The sequence below is a fragment of the Cognatazoarcus halotolerans genome, assembly GCF_009800965.1.
GTDB lineage: Bacteria > Pseudomonadota > Gammaproteobacteria > Burkholderiales > Rhodocyclaceae > Cognatazoarcus > Cognatazoarcus halotolerans.
Genome location: NZ_WUAF01000017.1, coordinates 1 through 13,757 on the forward strand (window position 1 = coordinate 1; position 13,757 = coordinate 13,757).

Below are 13,757 nucleotides of genomic sequence, written 5' to 3' on the forward strand. Positions count from 1 at the left end.
TAACCTTGTTTGCGAAGCACGAACGCCTGCCGACGGATGTGCTCGAGGGCTTCGGGCGGTAGCTTTCTGGCGTCGATTTTCTCCATGCCAGAATTATATCAATATCTATTTGATTGCCGGGTTAATAGCTTGTTCTGCGCTGATCGATGATTCACGGAGGGAAAGTCGGAGTTGAACGTTTGAGCCTCGGGGTGTGTGGATAATTTTTTCTTGCGGTGAGTTAGATCCGATGAGCCAGAGTTGTAAATCGAGGCGAAGCATGTCAATAAATTCCGGCTGCCGCTGCTAAATAACGTCTGCATGAGCCGTGGCTTGGTGTTTGTAACTGGCCGTGGGTGGAACGGATAAGGAATTGATTGCGCGACACGGTAAAACCGCACTGTGCCGAATAATAAAAAATGCGTGGACTTGATTGCGGCCGTTGATTGCATGAGTGTGTGATGCTGAGCGAATTTCGCTTTTTTCTAAATATTATTGGTTTTCGCTTTGCCGATGCACTAGCGAGCCATCCCGAGAGTTGGCAGTTGCGAGGCGACTGGGAGCTCTGGGCCGCCTATCGTTTGGGGTTGTATCGGACGGTTGCAGAGAACGGTTGGCGAAGGCGTATTCGCCACGGGGGGGTCGCCGCCGCGGTTTCATTGGCCGCTTGCGGGCGTTCGGGGGAAGCGCGGGAAGCTGTGGGGCAACTTGTTGCTAAATTTGGAAAGAAGCGGTATTTGGTATCGTTAGCCGATGCGATCGCGCCGTTTGATGCGGAACTTGCCTTTGCTGTTCTCGACGGTATTGACGCACCGCCAGTCTTGCGGGCTGCATTGCAACTTCGAATCGAAGGCGATGAGAAGGCGGGGAGCTCCATTTCGGCACTTATCAGGCAGGGTGAGCAGCAACGTTTTCCTGAACTCCTTCTGTTGGCAACTAACGCCCTGGGTGGTGATCCGGCGGTTCAATTGCAGCGCTTGAATGATTACCTCAAGATAAAGGGTTTGCCACAGGTGGGATTGGTGGATCCTAGCCTCCCTCCAGGCGCTGGAAACTTGGTCGCGGGTGACGTGTCCCGGCAAGTAAATGGCCCACTCCTTAGCGTATTGATGACGACGTTCTGTACCGCTGATCGGGTCAGGAGTGCGATTCGTTCTATATTAGGGCAGACCTATAAAAACATCGAATTGATCGTGGTGGATGATGCAAGCACTGATGGTACTGGCGAAATTGTTCAGGAAATTGCGCGTGAGGACGCTCGGGTCAAGTACCTGCGGATGCCGTGCAATGTTGGAACCTACGTTGCTAAATCGATTGCATTCGAGCATTCGCGAGGGGAGTTCGTTACTTGCCACGATTCGGACGATTGGTCCCACCCGTTACGTTTTGAAAAGCAAATTCAACCACTTCTTGAAAACCAGAGGCTCGTTGCCACGACGTCTCAATGGGTCCGGATTCAGGACGACGGCGTGTTCTACGCGCGGCCGGTGCATCCTCTCGCCCGCTTGAATCCGGCATCTCCGCTATTTAGACGAGACTTGGTCGCGCGCGAGATGGGGTTGTGGGATTTGGTTCGTACCGGGGCCGATAGCGAATTTCACGCGCGCCTGCGACTGGTGTTCGGACGTACGGCGGTTAAGCGAATTGCGTTGCCCTTGGCTTTCGGGGCTCACCGTCCGAATTCGCTGATGACCGCCTCGGATACCGGATACTGTGCTTCGGGAATGTCGCCCGTGCGACTCGGATACTGGGAGGCGTGGACACGGTGGCAGATTGCTGAACTGCGTGCAGGACGTCGGCCGCGACTTTTTCCGCTCCGCGAGCAACGGCAGATAAGAGCGCCTGACGAGATCACCGTGCCGCGTGAACACATAGAGCGCTGCTATGCGGAGCTGTGCAGGTGGTGAGGTTTCGCGGCAAATACTTGGGTTGTTCGCCGGATACGATTTCGGGTTTCTGTGCCGTGACACCCGGTCTGCTCCGCACACACGGCCTCGATACATTCCTGGGGGCTCCGGTAGTCGGTCCTTGGTCGGTGCGCCGCGCCAGCGCAGTGGTCGTCTGGGGGCGGAAGCCGAGTGCCGCGAAAGGCGAGAGATTAGCCGCTAAACGGGGACTTCCGGTGGTGAGACTGGAGGATGGATTTTTGAGATCCTTCGGTACCGGTGACGTTTTCCCGCCCCTTTCGATCGTCGTCGATTCCGTGGGCATTTACTACGATAGCACTCGACCCAGTGCGCTTGAGACTCTCCTTGAGTCCGAGAAAGACGTGCTCGAAGGCCTCCAGGAGTCGGTTGGCAGGGCGCGTCGCATGCTACTGGAGCATCGACTCTCCAAATATAACCATGCGCCCGATTTGGACGCGGGATGTCTCCCGGTTGGAGCGAGGGGACGGGTGCTTGTGGTTGATCAGACCGTGGGCGACCTAAGTGTGCGTCTTGGGGGGGGAGGTACGGAAGAATTTTCAGACATGTTACGTGCTGCGCGGGAAGAAAATCCGCAAGCGACGGTTTACGTGAAAACCCATCCGGAAGTAGCCGCCGGTCGCAAGGGAGGCTACTTGACCACGGTGATGGATGACGACCGGACCGTCGTGCTGAGGGATCCGGTTACACCTTTGTCATTGATCGAGCATATGGATCGGGTCTACGTCGTGTCCTCCACGATGGGCTTCGAGGCTCTGCTCGCGGGCAAACCTGTGACTTGTTTTGGAGTGCCCTGGTATGCGGGTTGGGGGGTCACCGACGATCGCCAGAAGTGCCCCCGGCGATCTCGTCATAGGACGGTCGATGAACTTTTTGCTGCCGCCTATTTTCATTACGCACGCTATCTGGATCCTGAGACCCATCGTCTCGGTTCGATCTTCGACGTTATTGGCTGGCTCGTGAGGCAGCGTGAAATGGCTGTTCGACGGCCAGGTAGGACTATCGCGGTAGGGTTTCGCCGGTGGCGACAAAAAAGGCTTCGTCCCCTATTGTCGTTGTTCCCCGAGCGGGTCAATTTCGTTCCAGATGCGGATCGGGCTGCTTTGCTTTATCCGAAATCGGGCGATACCCTCGTATGCTGGGGCGAACGGGCATCTGACAAATTGAAAGATGTCGCGGAACGCGGGGGGGCGGCGCTCGAACGCATGGAGGACGGCTTTGTACGTTCGGTAGGTTTGGGGTCCGATTTCGTTCCTCCGCTTTCCCTCGTGATGGATCGTCGTGGAATCTACTTCGATCCCTCTCAGGCTTCGGATCTCGAAGAAATCTTGAACGGCCGATTGTTTTCGTCTGAGGATCTCGTGCGTGCGCGCCGTGTGCGGGAGCTGGTCGTGGCTGAGGGGATCACGAAATACAACGTCGAGCGCCGTCAGAAGGCCCCATGGCTGCCAACGGAACGCGTGGTTCTACTCGTACCGGGACAGGTGGAGGATGACGCATCAATTCGACTCGGCTGCGTGGACGTCAGGACTAACCTCGAATTGCTGAAGGCAGCCCGGGCGTCGCATCCCGATGCCTTCATCGTTTACAAGCCACATCCCGATGTGTTGTCCAGTAACCGACGAGGCCGTGTTGTGCTAGAGGCGGCTCGGAATTATGCTGATTGGGTTGAGACGGAGCTTTCCGTGGTTTCCTGCATCGAAGGATGCGACATGGTCCACACGATGACGTCGTTGGCTGGTTTCGATGCTTTGCTGCGAGACCGGCGTGTTGTAGTTTATGGGCGCCCGTTCTATTCGGGATGGGGGCTGACTGACGACAAGGTGCAAGTCTCGCGGCGTACCCGCCTCCTCTGTATAGACGAGCTTGTGGCAGGTGCGTTGTTGTACTACCCGATCTACTGGGACTGGAATTTGCGAGGCTACTCTACATGCGAGGCGACTTTGCGACAGATCGTCGAGTCTCGCGATGATCTTGAAGCTTCGGGTCGGTTGAATAGCCTCAGGTCCGGACGCATTAGACGACAGTTAAGGCGCGCGATGGTGATGCTGAGAGCGCTGATTTGACCACTGTGTTCATATGGCGGTGTCGCACATCTTGCCCTGCAACATCGTCCCCGGGACTCTCCTCCTGAGAAGTTCCGACACATTTTTTCGTTGATGGCAGGCTATAATCCGACCCGACATGGACGGTTCAGTGATACTTGAGCGGCTCGGTAACGCCCGCCACTTACTTCTTCTCCAAGGGCCTGTTGGCCCCTTTTTTGCCCATTTGGCACGTTTCCTCATTGCAAATGGGCGTGAGGTTACGAAAGTCCACCTAAATGGTGGGGATGCTTGGTTTTACGACCTCCCTGGTTCGGTGAATTTTGATCAACCTCCCGATCATTGGCCGCGCTTTGTGGATGAACTGCTGGAGTCCCATGGTATCGAAGGGGTCGTTCTTTTCGGGGACTGTAGGCCATATCATCGCGCGGCGATTTTGAGAGCCCGGATGCGCAGGGTGCCTGTGTTTGTCTTCGAGGAGGGGTATATTCGGCCAAACCACATCACTTTCGAGCCGGCGGGCGTCAACGGATTTTCATCGTTGCCACGATCAGTCGCTTTGCTCCGCATGCTGCCTTTGCCTAAGCCGGCTTCGAAGCAGATTCCGTCACCGTTTTCGCGAATGGCGCGCTATGCGATAACGTACTATCTCGCTGGGCGGCTGTTTCGAGACCGCTATCCGAACTATCGTCACCATAAGCCCTTCGATATTTACCCCGAAGTCTGGTATTGGATTCGCTCGGGTTTTAGGAAGGTTTGGTTCAAATTTGTTGAGCGGGATATACAGGGGCGATTGTCGGGGCCTCTTGCAAAAAAATTCTTCCTCGTCCCGTTACAGGTGTACAACGACAGCCAAGTCAGACATCACAGTGATTTTCGGAGCGTAAGGGCGTTCATTGCCCAAGTGTTGAACTCTTTTGCGTGTTCGGCACCAGAGGACTGTTATCTGGTTTTCAAGCACCATCCGATGGATCGCGGTCATCGGAACTACGGTCGGCAGATAATGGATCAAGCGGAGGAGGCTGGTCTTGGTGACAGGGTGCTCTACATTCATGATCAACACTTACCGACGCTTCTCAAGGCAGCGCGTGGGGTGGTCGTTATCAATAGCACGGTCGGATTGTCGGCGCTCCTGCATGGTGCGCCAGTCAAGGTGTTGGGACGATGTATTTATGATCTGAACGGCCTTACACACCAAGGGCGTCTTGATAGCTTCTGGCGAGAGCCCAAGAGTGCGTCTCCGGATGTCTTTAGTAGATACAGAGACTATCTTATACATCTGACACAGGTGAATGGATCGTTTTACTCCGGCGAACCGGTCGTATTTAGTGGAGAGGTGCCCCTGTCGGCAACCCGCTGTGTGCCGCAAGAGACCCTTCACGAGCCGACGCTCGAGACTCGTGAAGCGGCCTGAATCCTGGCTGGATGAGTGCAGTTGTCTACTTACGCCGTCGGTGACATCCAGGGCTGTTATGCCGAATTGTCGCAACTCCTGGAGAAAGTCCGTTTCGACCCAGCTTCCGACCGTCTCTGGCTGGTTGGTGATCTGGTAAATCGCGGGCCGGATTCGCTCGCGGTGCTACGGTTCGTGCGGAGCTTGGGTGCTGCCGCAACGGTCGTGCTCGGCAACCATGACCTTTATCTGCTAATGGTGGCCGCAGGCTTTCGCAAGCGCGGAAAGGACGATACGCTTGAGCCGGTCCTCAGGGCACCCGATCGCGAGGAGTTACTCGATTGGCTGGCGTCACGCAAGCTGTTCCACACGGAGGGCCGCTTCGCAATGGTGCATGCAGGGTTGCTTCCGCAATGGAGTATTGCGCAGGCTCGCTCGCTTGCATCCGAGGTCGAGTCTGCGCTGCGTGGCCCCGGACGGCAGGTATTCCTGTCTCGTCTCCAGGGAAACGATCCGCATGAATGGCGCGATGATCTGGAAGGGCAGGATCGCTTGCGCGTGATCGTCAACGCGATGACCCGCATGCGTTTCTGTTCGCCTTCGGGGCGCCTGGAATTCGCTCACAAAGGGCCAGTCGATAGTGCGCCCGAAGGCTTCTTGCCCTGGTTTGCGGTGCCCGGGCGACGAAGCTTGGCACATACGGTCCTGTGCGGACACTGGTCGGCCCTTGGGTATCGACAGGTGTCAGGCGTGGTTGCGCTTGATTCGGGGTGCCTTTGGGGAGGAGCGCTGACCGCGATGCGGCTTGAGGATGGGTGTATTTTTCAGCTGCCTTGCAGTGCCCGCGGGCGGAGCAAGTCCAGAGTCTGATCAGTTACGGACTGCCATCGAAACGATGTCATCCAACGACGATCGCCCGTGCCGCGCTAGCGGGTGTTGGCCTGGCCGCGAGCTTGGTCAACAACGACAGACCGCTACCCGCCCGCCGCGGAAAATCCGGAGTATGTCTTCGCCGCGACGGAGCTACCCGTGACGGCCCCGTCAACGTGATTTTCGGGACAGGCAAGAGATACGATTGCCTCCCTGGCACGCAGACCGACCACTCGGCGCTCCGGCTGTTCGGCGGTGTCGATGGCTGGCGCGAACTGCAGCCGGACTGCAAGCGAGTTTGCTCCGGCGATCGACATCATGCTTTGCCCGAGGCTGACATCACCGTCATAGGCTGCGGCAAGGCTGCGGCTGCCGTCGGCATTGTGGTAGCTGATGGCGAGCGGAACGATCGGCCGACGGGCGTTGATCGCTGGCTGCAGCAGGGCGGCGTGGAAGTGCTGAACGTGAGTGCCATCGGTGGTGGTGCCCTCGGGGAAGAGGGCGACAACCTTCCCGGAGTCCATCATTGCGGCGATTTCGGCATTGACGATGCGTGCGTGGCCCCTGCTGCCTCGGCGCAGAAAAACGGTATCGTTCCGACTGGCCAGCCAGCCGATTGCCGGCCAGTTTCTGACCTCCGCTTTCGAAATGAAGGCCGCTGGTAATAATGCGTTGATCGCAAAGATATCGACCCACGAGATATGGTTTGACACGATCAGGCAGCCTTCGGGCAGCCTGTCGGCGTCGCATTGCAGCGTGATGCCGAGAATGGCCAGCAGTTTGCGAGACCACTCACGTCGGCGTTTGGCGCGTGCCGCATCATCCAGCCAGCCAAATGCGAGCGCGACTGTGGCGAGGCCTGCGAGAAGATGCAGGGCCATCCTGAATAGCCGCCAGTACTGCAGCGGCGTTGATACATGCATTGTGGCAGCTGGGCGAGTCAGTCTTTGCGTTCCATGAAGTGCCTGGCGTATTTGCCGTCGAGCTGGTTCATCGCAATCATGATCGGCAAGTCCGCCGTATTGAAATCGGGATCCCATGCAGGCTCCCCGCAGATCCAGGCTCCCGCGCGCAGATAGCCCTTGATCAGCGGTGGCGTATCGGCGTCCAGGTCATTGCGCAGCGATTCGAGTGGCAGCGGGCAGCGCGGGAAAACCCGATATTCAAGCGGGCTCATATGCGAATCTTTGAGGCGATTATACAGACTCGCGGCAGCATGGCCGCCGTCGCCCATGCTGATCGAAGCGCAGCCGATCAGGTAGTCGTAGCCGTTCTCTTTCATGTATCGGGCAAGTCCGGACCACAGCAATGCAATCACCGCACCGGTACGATAGTCGGGATCGATGCACGAGCGGCCGATCTCGACGATGCTGTTGCGCAGATGTTGCAGGCGGGTGAGATCGAACTCGTTCTCCGAATAGTAGCCACCCACTTTGCGCGCGGCGCTGGGGGCAAGAATGCGGTAGGTGCCGACAATCCGGCCCTTGTCTTCGTCGCGAACAATGAGATGTTCGCAAAATGGGTCGTAGATATCGCGATCGACACCTGGTGTCCGGGATTGCAGCCGGGCTCCCATCTCGTCCGCGAAGATCCGGTAGCGTAGCTTCTGCGCTTCCAGAATCTCGGTTTCGCACGTGGCAAGTCCGACGTGCAGGTTGCGGCCCGGGCGCGTAGCTTGCTCTTGCTGTTTGCGTAGCATGTCTTTTCCTCTTGGCTTTCGGCGCACTTTAGGAAGATCGCATTGCGAACGCGTGACGCCTCCGTTGCAGACAGATGACGTTGCCTGATACGGGACTTTCATCTGGGCTTAACAAGCCTGTCTTGCGGGGAATGCAAAGTGTGGGCGCATGAATTCTCCGCCGATCAGCCTGCAGAACATCGATCCCGCGCTGCGTGAGTTGCGTATCGCCGTAGTGACCGAGACATACCCCCCCGAGGTTAACGGGGTTGCGATGACGACAGGTCGCCTGGTCGAAGGCCTGCAGAAGTTGGGCCATCGGATACAGTTGATCAGGCCGCGGCAGCACCCGGGCGAGGCGCCCGTGAGACTGGATGGTTTCGAAGAGATCCTGTCGCGGGGGATCCCGATTCCCCGATACAGCCATCTCAGATTAGGGCTGCCAGCGCGTAGTGCATTGATCAAGTTGTGGTCGTTGCGACGGCCCGATGTGGTCCAGGTGGTTACCGAGGGGCCGTTGGGCTGGTCGGCACTCGCTGCGGCACGCAAGCTACGCTTGCCCATCGTCACTGAGTTTCATACCAATTTCCACGCCTATAGCAGCTACTACGGTGTGGGATGGTTGAAACAGTCGGTGGCGGCCTATCTGCGGCGCTTTCACAACAAGGGAGACCGCTGCCTCGTGCCCACCGAGGAACTCGCCGGGGAATTGCGGGCGGCGGGCGTACATGCAGTCGGGGTGGTCGCTCGTGGCGTAGATACCGAACTCTTCACGCCGGCCCGGCGCAACGAGATGCTGCGCGCAGCGTGGGGCGTATCGCCGGAAACCCTGTTGCTGGCCGTGGTCGGGCGGCTCGCCCCGGAGAAGAATCTCGAACTCGCGGTGGCCACGCTCGAAGCGGTGCAGGCCGCCGGTATCGATTGCCGGCTCATGCTGGTCGGCGACGGTCCTTCACGGGAAAGCCTTTCGGTCGCTCATCCTCAGGTAATTTTTCCCGGCATGCGCTTGGGTGAGGATCTGGCCAGGCACTACGCATCTGCGGACCTTTTCCTTTTTCCCAGTCTCACTGAAACGTTTGGCAACGTGACCACAGAGGCACTCGCGAGCGGCCTTCCGGTGATCGGTTTCGATTATGCGGCTGCGGCTCTGCGTGTGCGTACAGGCTTGAATGGCTGGCTGGCGGAAAAGGGTGATGCGAAGAGCTTCGTCTCCGCGGCCGTAAAGGTCGCTTCCGACCCCGCGCTGCGGCTCGAGATGGCCGCCGCAGCCCGCGAGAGCGTTCTCGACGCGGATTGGGAACGTATCGCGAGATGCCTCGTGGAGGTCATGGAAGACGTCGTGCTCAGACATGAGGCGCGTGCCGGACTCGTTGGCGCTGGCGCCATTTGAAGTCGCGGCTGCTGGCCGGCCGTGGGAGCACCGGGCTACGCATTTCGCGGCGTTTCAGTTGCTTGCGAATAAGGGTTTCGGGGTACTGCCGCAGGACGAATATAATGGCCGTTTTCAAACGGCAGATCCCAGATGTCAATCGTTGTTTGTGGCTCACTCGCCTTTGACACGATCATGGTCTTCGGCGATCGGTTCAAGAACCATATTCTCCCGGAACAGATCCACATCCTGAATGTCGCCTTCCTGGTGCCGGACATGCGTCGCGAATTCGGCGGTTGTGCGGGGAATATTGGCTATAACCTCAAGTTGCTCGGTGAAAATCCAATTGTCATGGCGACGGTTGGCGACGATTTCGAACCGTACCGCAGACGATTCGATGCGCTAGGCCTGAGCCTCGCGCACGTGCGCCAGGTCGAGGGTAGCTACACGGCCCAGGCATTCATCACCACTGATCTTGACGATAACCAGATCACAGCGTTTCATCCCGGTGCAATGACCCAGTCGCACCTTAACCGGATCGACGAAGTGACCGGTGCGCGACTCGGGATCGTGGCGCCGGATGGACGGGACGGCATGCTTGCCCACGCTCGGCAGTTTGTGGAGGCCGGTATCCCGTTCGTGTTCGACCCTGGCCAGGGATTGCCGATGTTTTCGGGTGATGAGCTGATGGCCTTCCTGCGGATGGCAACATACTGCTCGGTGAATGATTACGAGGCGCGCTTGTTAGCCGAGCGCACGGGGCGAAGCATCGAATCGCTGGCGTCCGAAGTCGACGCGCTGATCGTCACGCTGGGCGCCGAGGGATCGCAGATATTCACGTCGGGCGAACGAATCGACGTACCTTGTGTCAAGGCCGATGAGGTGGTTGATCCCACCGGGTGCGGTGACGCCTATCGTGCTGGTCTGCTCTACGGCATTGAGCATGGATATGACTGGCAGACGACCGGCAGACTGGCGTCCTTGATGGGGTCGGTGAAAATTGGTTTCCGTGGCGGTCAGAATCATGCTCCGACCAGGGACGAATTGGCTGCGCGTTATGTAGCTGCTTTTGGAGATGCTCCATGGTGAAATTCCGAACGACTCATGCGGCACTGTTGGCCGTCGCGCTGCTTGCGGCCGGAGCGACAACCGGTTGTGCAACCGGACTGGGTGGCGATGTCTATCAACGTGGTGAAGCGCGACGCGCCATGCAGGTGCGTTTTGCCACCATTACTTCGGTACGGCCTGTCCAGATCGAAGGTACAAAGACGCCGGTTGGCACTGTTGCCGGTGCGGCTGTCGGAGGTATCGCGGGTAGTACCGTCGGTGGTGGAAAGGGATCGACGATCGGTGCCGTACTGGGGGCGGTGGCAGGTGGCCTTGCGGGGTCGGCAATCGAGGAGGGCGCGACCCGTCGCCCTGGCCTTGAGATCACGGTACGCGAAGATAACGGTCGTTACTTTGCCGTCGTGCAGGAGGATGGCGGCGAGGGCTTCCGCGCTGGCGAGCGGGTTCGTATCCTGAGTGATGGCGGAACCACCCGGGTGAGTCGCTAGTATCCGGTGACGGGTTTGGCGCCGACCGGCAAGGAAAGGCCCGTGGCCGGTTTGTGCAGACGGCGGGCCCCGCCGGCTCGTGGCGTACTGCCTTGCTCAGCCGAAAAGTACCAGAGCCCACACCAGCAGGAGGTTGAGCAGACTCAGCATGACCGCCGCGCTCCCGATGTCCTTGGCTCTCTTGGCCAGCAGATGGCGCTCGAGTGAAACCCGGTCGACGGTTGCCTCGATCGCGGAATTCAGGAGTTCGACGATCAGCACCAGTATGACGCTGCCGATCAGGACTGCCTTGGCCGTGCCGCTTGCCGGGAGGAATAGCGCGACCGGGAGCAGCAGCAGTGCCAGCAGACATTCCTGTCTGAATGCGTCTTCATGATGGAACGCGGCCTGCAGCCCGGCGAGCGAATAGCGAAAGGCATTCCAAATCCGGATGAGTCCGGTCTTGCCCTTGAACGGGCTCTGGTTTTCGTCCGGTCGCAGCGGATCGTTCATTCCGGGGGGGCTCGCTTGAACGGGGGTGGGTCTGATCGGCCCGCCGGTGATGGAAACCGGGCCACGATGGCGTGGTTTTCAGCGCATTCGCGGCCCGACGGTATCCAGGAGTATTCACCGGCGAGATTACCTGTCCATGACTCCCTATGGATAGAAGACGTAGAGTCGATAACCGACGGCGGCGATGTCCTTGGTCTCGAAGGGCAGATTTACCTCGAGATCACTGCCCGCAGGAAAACCGCCGACCGGCGCATCACCAGGGCGCCATTCGCTGGGCGCCAGCACTTTGCGAGCGAGCGGCCGATCCTCTGAGTCGGTTAGCGTCAATTCGAGGTGCGGATAGGCTTGTTCGAAAGCTGCGCGATTTCGAATGGTTGCGCGAAGACGGAAAAAGTCTGGTACGCCGGATTCGGGATGCAGATCAGAAGATTCTATCGCAATCTTCGATGCATCCTTTGGCAACGCCATGCTGCAGCCGATGTTGCTGCACAGTTGTGCATAAAGGGGACGGGTCTGGGGCATGCGCTGGATCACTTCCTGGCGAAACAGAAGCGCAGCTTGTGCGAGCATGGCGATGCCGAGCACGCCGATACCGAGGCCCCATGCCCAGCTACGCGGGCGGGTGGCCGGCTCCAACTCGAAATCCGCTTCGTCCACGCCCGGTTCGGCGGAGGTGACGTTGGTCTCTACGTCGTCGCCCGCTCCGGAGATTGCCGATTCGATCGTCTCGTCCGTATCCTGATGCGTATCGGAGGTATCCGCTTCCGGGTTCGGGATGACCGTTGTTGCCCTGTTGTCGAACGGCGCTTCGCCCGGAGCTGCTTCAATGTCTTCCTGCCTTTCGGCGAGCAGAGCCGGCATTGCCGGCGGCGCGTCGGGGGGCGCCGCGTCGGATTCCTCTATTCCCGTATGCAGTTCGGGCCAGTCTGCAGGGCTGCTCTCAAGCTGAGCGCCGTCCGCCGAGTCGGCAAGCGCTTCTGCTGCCGGGGTTTCCACCTGTCCTGTCAGACTGGTGTCCGATGGGGCGGACAGAGTGTCGTCTGTGGCCGTGTCGTCAGGCGCGTTCGCGGGGTCAGACTCGTGTCGTCCATCTGAGGGCTGTGCTGCTTCCGGCTGCGACGATTCCGCCTTGTCGCTTGGCCAAGGCGCTGCTGAAGGAGCAGGCCGATATCGCTGGAAACTCTCGATCAGCAGATCGGCCGAATCGTCCGGTGTGACCGGCGTGAAGCTGTCACGTAGCAGGAACTCGCCGGAGAACGGAGTCCCGGGCTTCTCTTCGAGGACGAAAAGCCGGCTAGGGCGGGGGGCCGGCACGGACGGCTCGGTCTCTGTTGGATTGTTTTCTTTTTCCGTTGGCAAGACGGGGAGATCGGCGCCCTCCGCGGGTGGCTCTTCCGGTATGGCCATTGCCATTTGCTGGTCCGGCCGCTCCTCGAGCAGTGTTTCAAGTGCATTGAAAGCCCTGCCACAGCTGCCGCAGCGTACCCTTCCCTGACGCAGCCGCAGTTGCTCCGGTGTTACGCGGAACGCAGTCTGGCAGGTTGGGCAGCGGGTCAGGATCACCGTCGGGTGCCTTCCAGCCGAACCCAGCCGTCGTCGGTTGCGCCGACTGCGAGCGCGATAAAGGGCGCGTAGGCGGCAATGACTTGTTCTGCCTGGGTGACCAGCACGCCGGAAAGGGCGAGACGGCCGCCCGGTGCAATGCGCGCGGTTATCGCAGGGGCTAGTACGCAGAGTGGATTGGTGAGTATATTGGCCACCACCAGATCGTATTGCGTGTCGAGCGTCGCCGTAGAGTGCTGGAGTTGCATGCCGACCTGATTGCGCGATGCGTTGTCGGCGGCGGCTTCCAGGGCTTTCTCGTCGATGTCGGTACCGACCACCCGGCCTGCACCGAGCCGTGCGGCGGCGATACCGAGGATTCCGGAGCCGCAACCGTAGTCGAGCACGCTGCAGTCTGGTGTGACGGCCTCGCAGAGCCATTCGAGGCAAAGACGGGTAGTGGGGTGGCTGCCAGTACCAAAAGCCATGCCCGGATCGAGCACGATATTGATCGCATGTGGATCGGGGGCGTCGTGCCAGGAAGGGACGATCCACAGTCTGCCGGTAACGCGGATCGGGTCGAACTGGCTTTGTGTGAGCTGGACCCAGTTCTGTTCAGCTATCTCGCTGACCGTATATGCGGGGGGCTGCTCGAATCCCGCTCCGGCCGCAGCAAGGGCAAGCGCTTCGGCGAGATCGACCTCGGGGTCGAAGAGCGCGACGACCGTGCTGTGGTCCCAGAGCCCGGCCGGGTCCATTCCAGGCTCTCCGAACTGCGGTCGCTCGTCTTCGGTACCTGCGTCGGCATCTTCGATCGAAACCGACAGTGCGCCGTGTTCCATCAGTGCTTCGGAAAGCGCTTCTGCCCGGCTTGCGTCGGCCTGCAGGCTTACTGATCGCCACATCCC

The 13,757-nt window shown here is 59.3% G+C and carries 12 protein-coding genes and 1 pseudogene; 7 read left to right on the forward strand and 6 right to left on the reverse strand.

The features are described 5' to 3' along the window. Positions 1 to 440 precede the first annotated feature (440 nt). The 4 genes from GQB03_RS17935 (at position 441) to GQB03_RS17950 (ending at position 6,212) form a co-directional block, all read left to right on the forward strand. On the forward strand, positions 441 to 1,886 hold the full coding sequence (locus tag GQB03_RS17935; RefSeq protein WP_159692310.1) for a glycosyltransferase family 2 protein: 1,446 nt from the start codon (positions 441 to 443) through the stop codon (positions 1,884 to 1,886). Between the two features lie 146 nt (positions 1,887 to 2,032). Then, on the forward strand, positions 2,033 to 3,970 hold the full coding sequence (locus GQB03_RS17940; RefSeq protein ID WP_235027127.1) for a capsular polysaccharide biosynthesis protein: 1,938 nt from the start codon (positions 2,033 to 2,035) through the stop codon (positions 3,968 to 3,970). Positions 3,971 to 4,088: 118 nt separating this feature from the next. Beyond that, positions 4,089 to 5,363, forward strand: coding sequence for a capsule biosynthesis protein (locus GQB03_RS17945; RefSeq protein ID WP_159692312.1), 1,275 nt, complete (start codon positions 4,089 to 4,091; stop codon positions 5,361 to 5,363). A 21-nt stretch (positions 5,364 to 5,384) separates the two neighbouring features. Further along, positions 5,385 to 6,212 carry a symmetrical bis(5'-nucleosyl)-tetraphosphatase gene (locus GQB03_RS17950; protein ID WP_159692314.1) on the forward strand — a complete coding sequence of 276 codons (828 nt, stop codon included), beginning with the start codon at positions 5,385 to 5,387 and terminating at the stop codon, positions 6,210 to 6,212. 104 nt (positions 6,213 to 6,316) lie between these two features. Here GQB03_RS17950 and GQB03_RS17955 read toward each other — a convergent pair whose 3' ends face one another. Next, a complete protein-coding gene (locus GQB03_RS17955; protein ID WP_159692316.1) occupies positions 6,317 to 7,093 on the reverse strand; it encodes a lysophospholipid acyltransferase family protein in 777 nt (258 codons plus the stop codon). A gap of 59 nt (positions 7,094 to 7,152) precedes the next feature. Further along, complete coding sequence (locus GQB03_RS17960; RefSeq protein WP_159692318.1) at positions 7,153 to 7,911, reverse strand: GNAT family N-acetyltransferase; 759 nt, start codon at positions 7,909 to 7,911, stop codon at positions 7,153 to 7,155. 148 nt (positions 7,912 to 8,059) lie between these two features. Here GQB03_RS17960 and GQB03_RS17965 point away from each other — a divergent pair, with 148 nt between their 5' ends. The 3 genes from GQB03_RS17965 (at position 8,060) to GQB03_RS17975 (ending at position 10,815) form a co-directional block, all read left to right on the forward strand. After that, the gene (locus GQB03_RS17965) at positions 8,060 to 9,280 is read left to right on the forward strand and encodes a glycosyltransferase family 4 protein (RefSeq protein ID WP_159692320.1); all 1,221 of its coding nucleotides are present in this window, start codon (positions 8,060 to 8,062) and stop codon (positions 9,278 to 9,280) included. A 132-nt stretch (positions 9,281 to 9,412) separates the two neighbouring features. Further along, complete coding sequence (locus GQB03_RS17970; RefSeq protein ID WP_159692322.1) at positions 9,413 to 10,348, forward strand: carbohydrate kinase family protein; 936 nt, start codon at positions 9,413 to 9,415, stop codon at positions 10,346 to 10,348. Then, positions 10,342 to 10,815, forward strand: a complete 474-nt coding sequence (locus GQB03_RS17975) for an outer membrane lipoprotein (protein WP_159692324.1) — start codon at positions 10,342 to 10,344, stop codon at positions 10,813 to 10,815. The genes GQB03_RS17970 and GQB03_RS17975 overlap by 7 nt, the downstream gene beginning before the upstream one ends. Before the next feature lie 96 nt (positions 10,816 to 10,911). Here the strand turns inward: GQB03_RS17975 and GQB03_RS17980 are convergent, their stop codons facing one another. The 4 genes and pseudogenes from GQB03_RS17980 to prmA all read right to left on the reverse strand — a co-directional run bounded on the left by GQB03_RS17980 (position 10,912) and on the right by prmA (position 13,754). Further along, entirely contained in the window at positions 10,912 to 11,307 is a 396-nt protein-coding gene (locus GQB03_RS17980; protein WP_159692326.1) for a diacylglycerol kinase, read from the reverse strand. Positions 11,308 to 11,451: 144 nt separating this feature from the next. Beyond that, positions 11,452 to 12,621 carry a DUF3426 domain-containing protein gene (locus GQB03_RS17985; RefSeq protein WP_235027125.1) on the reverse strand — a complete coding sequence of 390 codons (1,170 nt, stop codon included), beginning with the start codon at positions 12,619 to 12,621 and terminating at the stop codon, positions 11,452 to 11,454. 147 nt (positions 12,622 to 12,768) lie between these two features. Beyond that, positions 12,769 to 12,870 (reverse strand): annotated as a pseudogene (locus GQB03_RS23575) (MJ0042-type zinc finger domain-containing protein); the annotation flags it as partial. Continuing rightward, positions 12,867 to 13,754 carry a 50S ribosomal protein L11 methyltransferase gene (gene prmA, locus GQB03_RS17990; RefSeq protein ID WP_159692330.1) on the reverse strand — a complete coding sequence of 296 codons (888 nt, stop codon included), beginning with the start codon at positions 13,752 to 13,754 and terminating at the stop codon, positions 12,867 to 12,869. The pseudogene GQB03_RS23575 and the gene prmA, both read right to left, overlap by 4 nt. Positions 13,755 to 13,757 lie beyond the last annotated feature (3 nt).

Excerpts from the sequence above, each read along its gene's own strand:
- GQB03_RS17935 (WP_159692310.1), top strand. The coding sequence starts at position 441 with ATGCTGAGCGAATTTCGCTTTTTTCTAAATATTATTGGTTTTCGCTTT.
- GQB03_RS17945 (WP_159692312.1), top strand. The coding sequence starts at position 4,089 with ATGGACGGTTCAGTGATACTTGAGCGGCTCGGTAACGCCCGCCACTTA.
- GQB03_RS17955 (WP_159692316.1), bottom strand. The coding sequence starts at position 7,093 with ATGGCCCTGCATCTTCTCGCAGGCCTCGCCACAGTCGCGCTCGCATTT.
- GQB03_RS17960 (WP_159692318.1), bottom strand. The coding sequence starts at position 7,911 with ATGCTACGCAAACAGCAAGAGCAAGCTACGCGCCCGGGCCGCAACCTG.
- GQB03_RS17965 (WP_159692320.1), top strand. The coding sequence starts at position 8,060 with ATGAATTCTCCGCCGATCAGCCTGCAGAACATCGATCCCGCGCTGCGT.
- GQB03_RS17970 (WP_159692322.1), top strand. The coding sequence starts at position 9,413 with ATGTCAATCGTTGTTTGTGGCTCACTCGCCTTTGACACGATCATGGTC.
- GQB03_RS17975 (WP_159692324.1), top strand. The coding sequence starts at position 10,342 with ATGGTGAAATTCCGAACGACTCATGCGGCACTGTTGGCCGTCGCGCTG.
- GQB03_RS17980 (WP_159692326.1), bottom strand. The coding sequence starts at position 11,307 with ATGAACGATCCGCTGCGACCGGACGAAAACCAGAGCCCGTTCAAGGGC.
- prmA (WP_159692330.1), bottom strand. The coding sequence starts at position 13,754 with ATGTGGCGATCAGTAAGCCTGCAGGCCGACGCAAGCCGGGCAGAAGCG.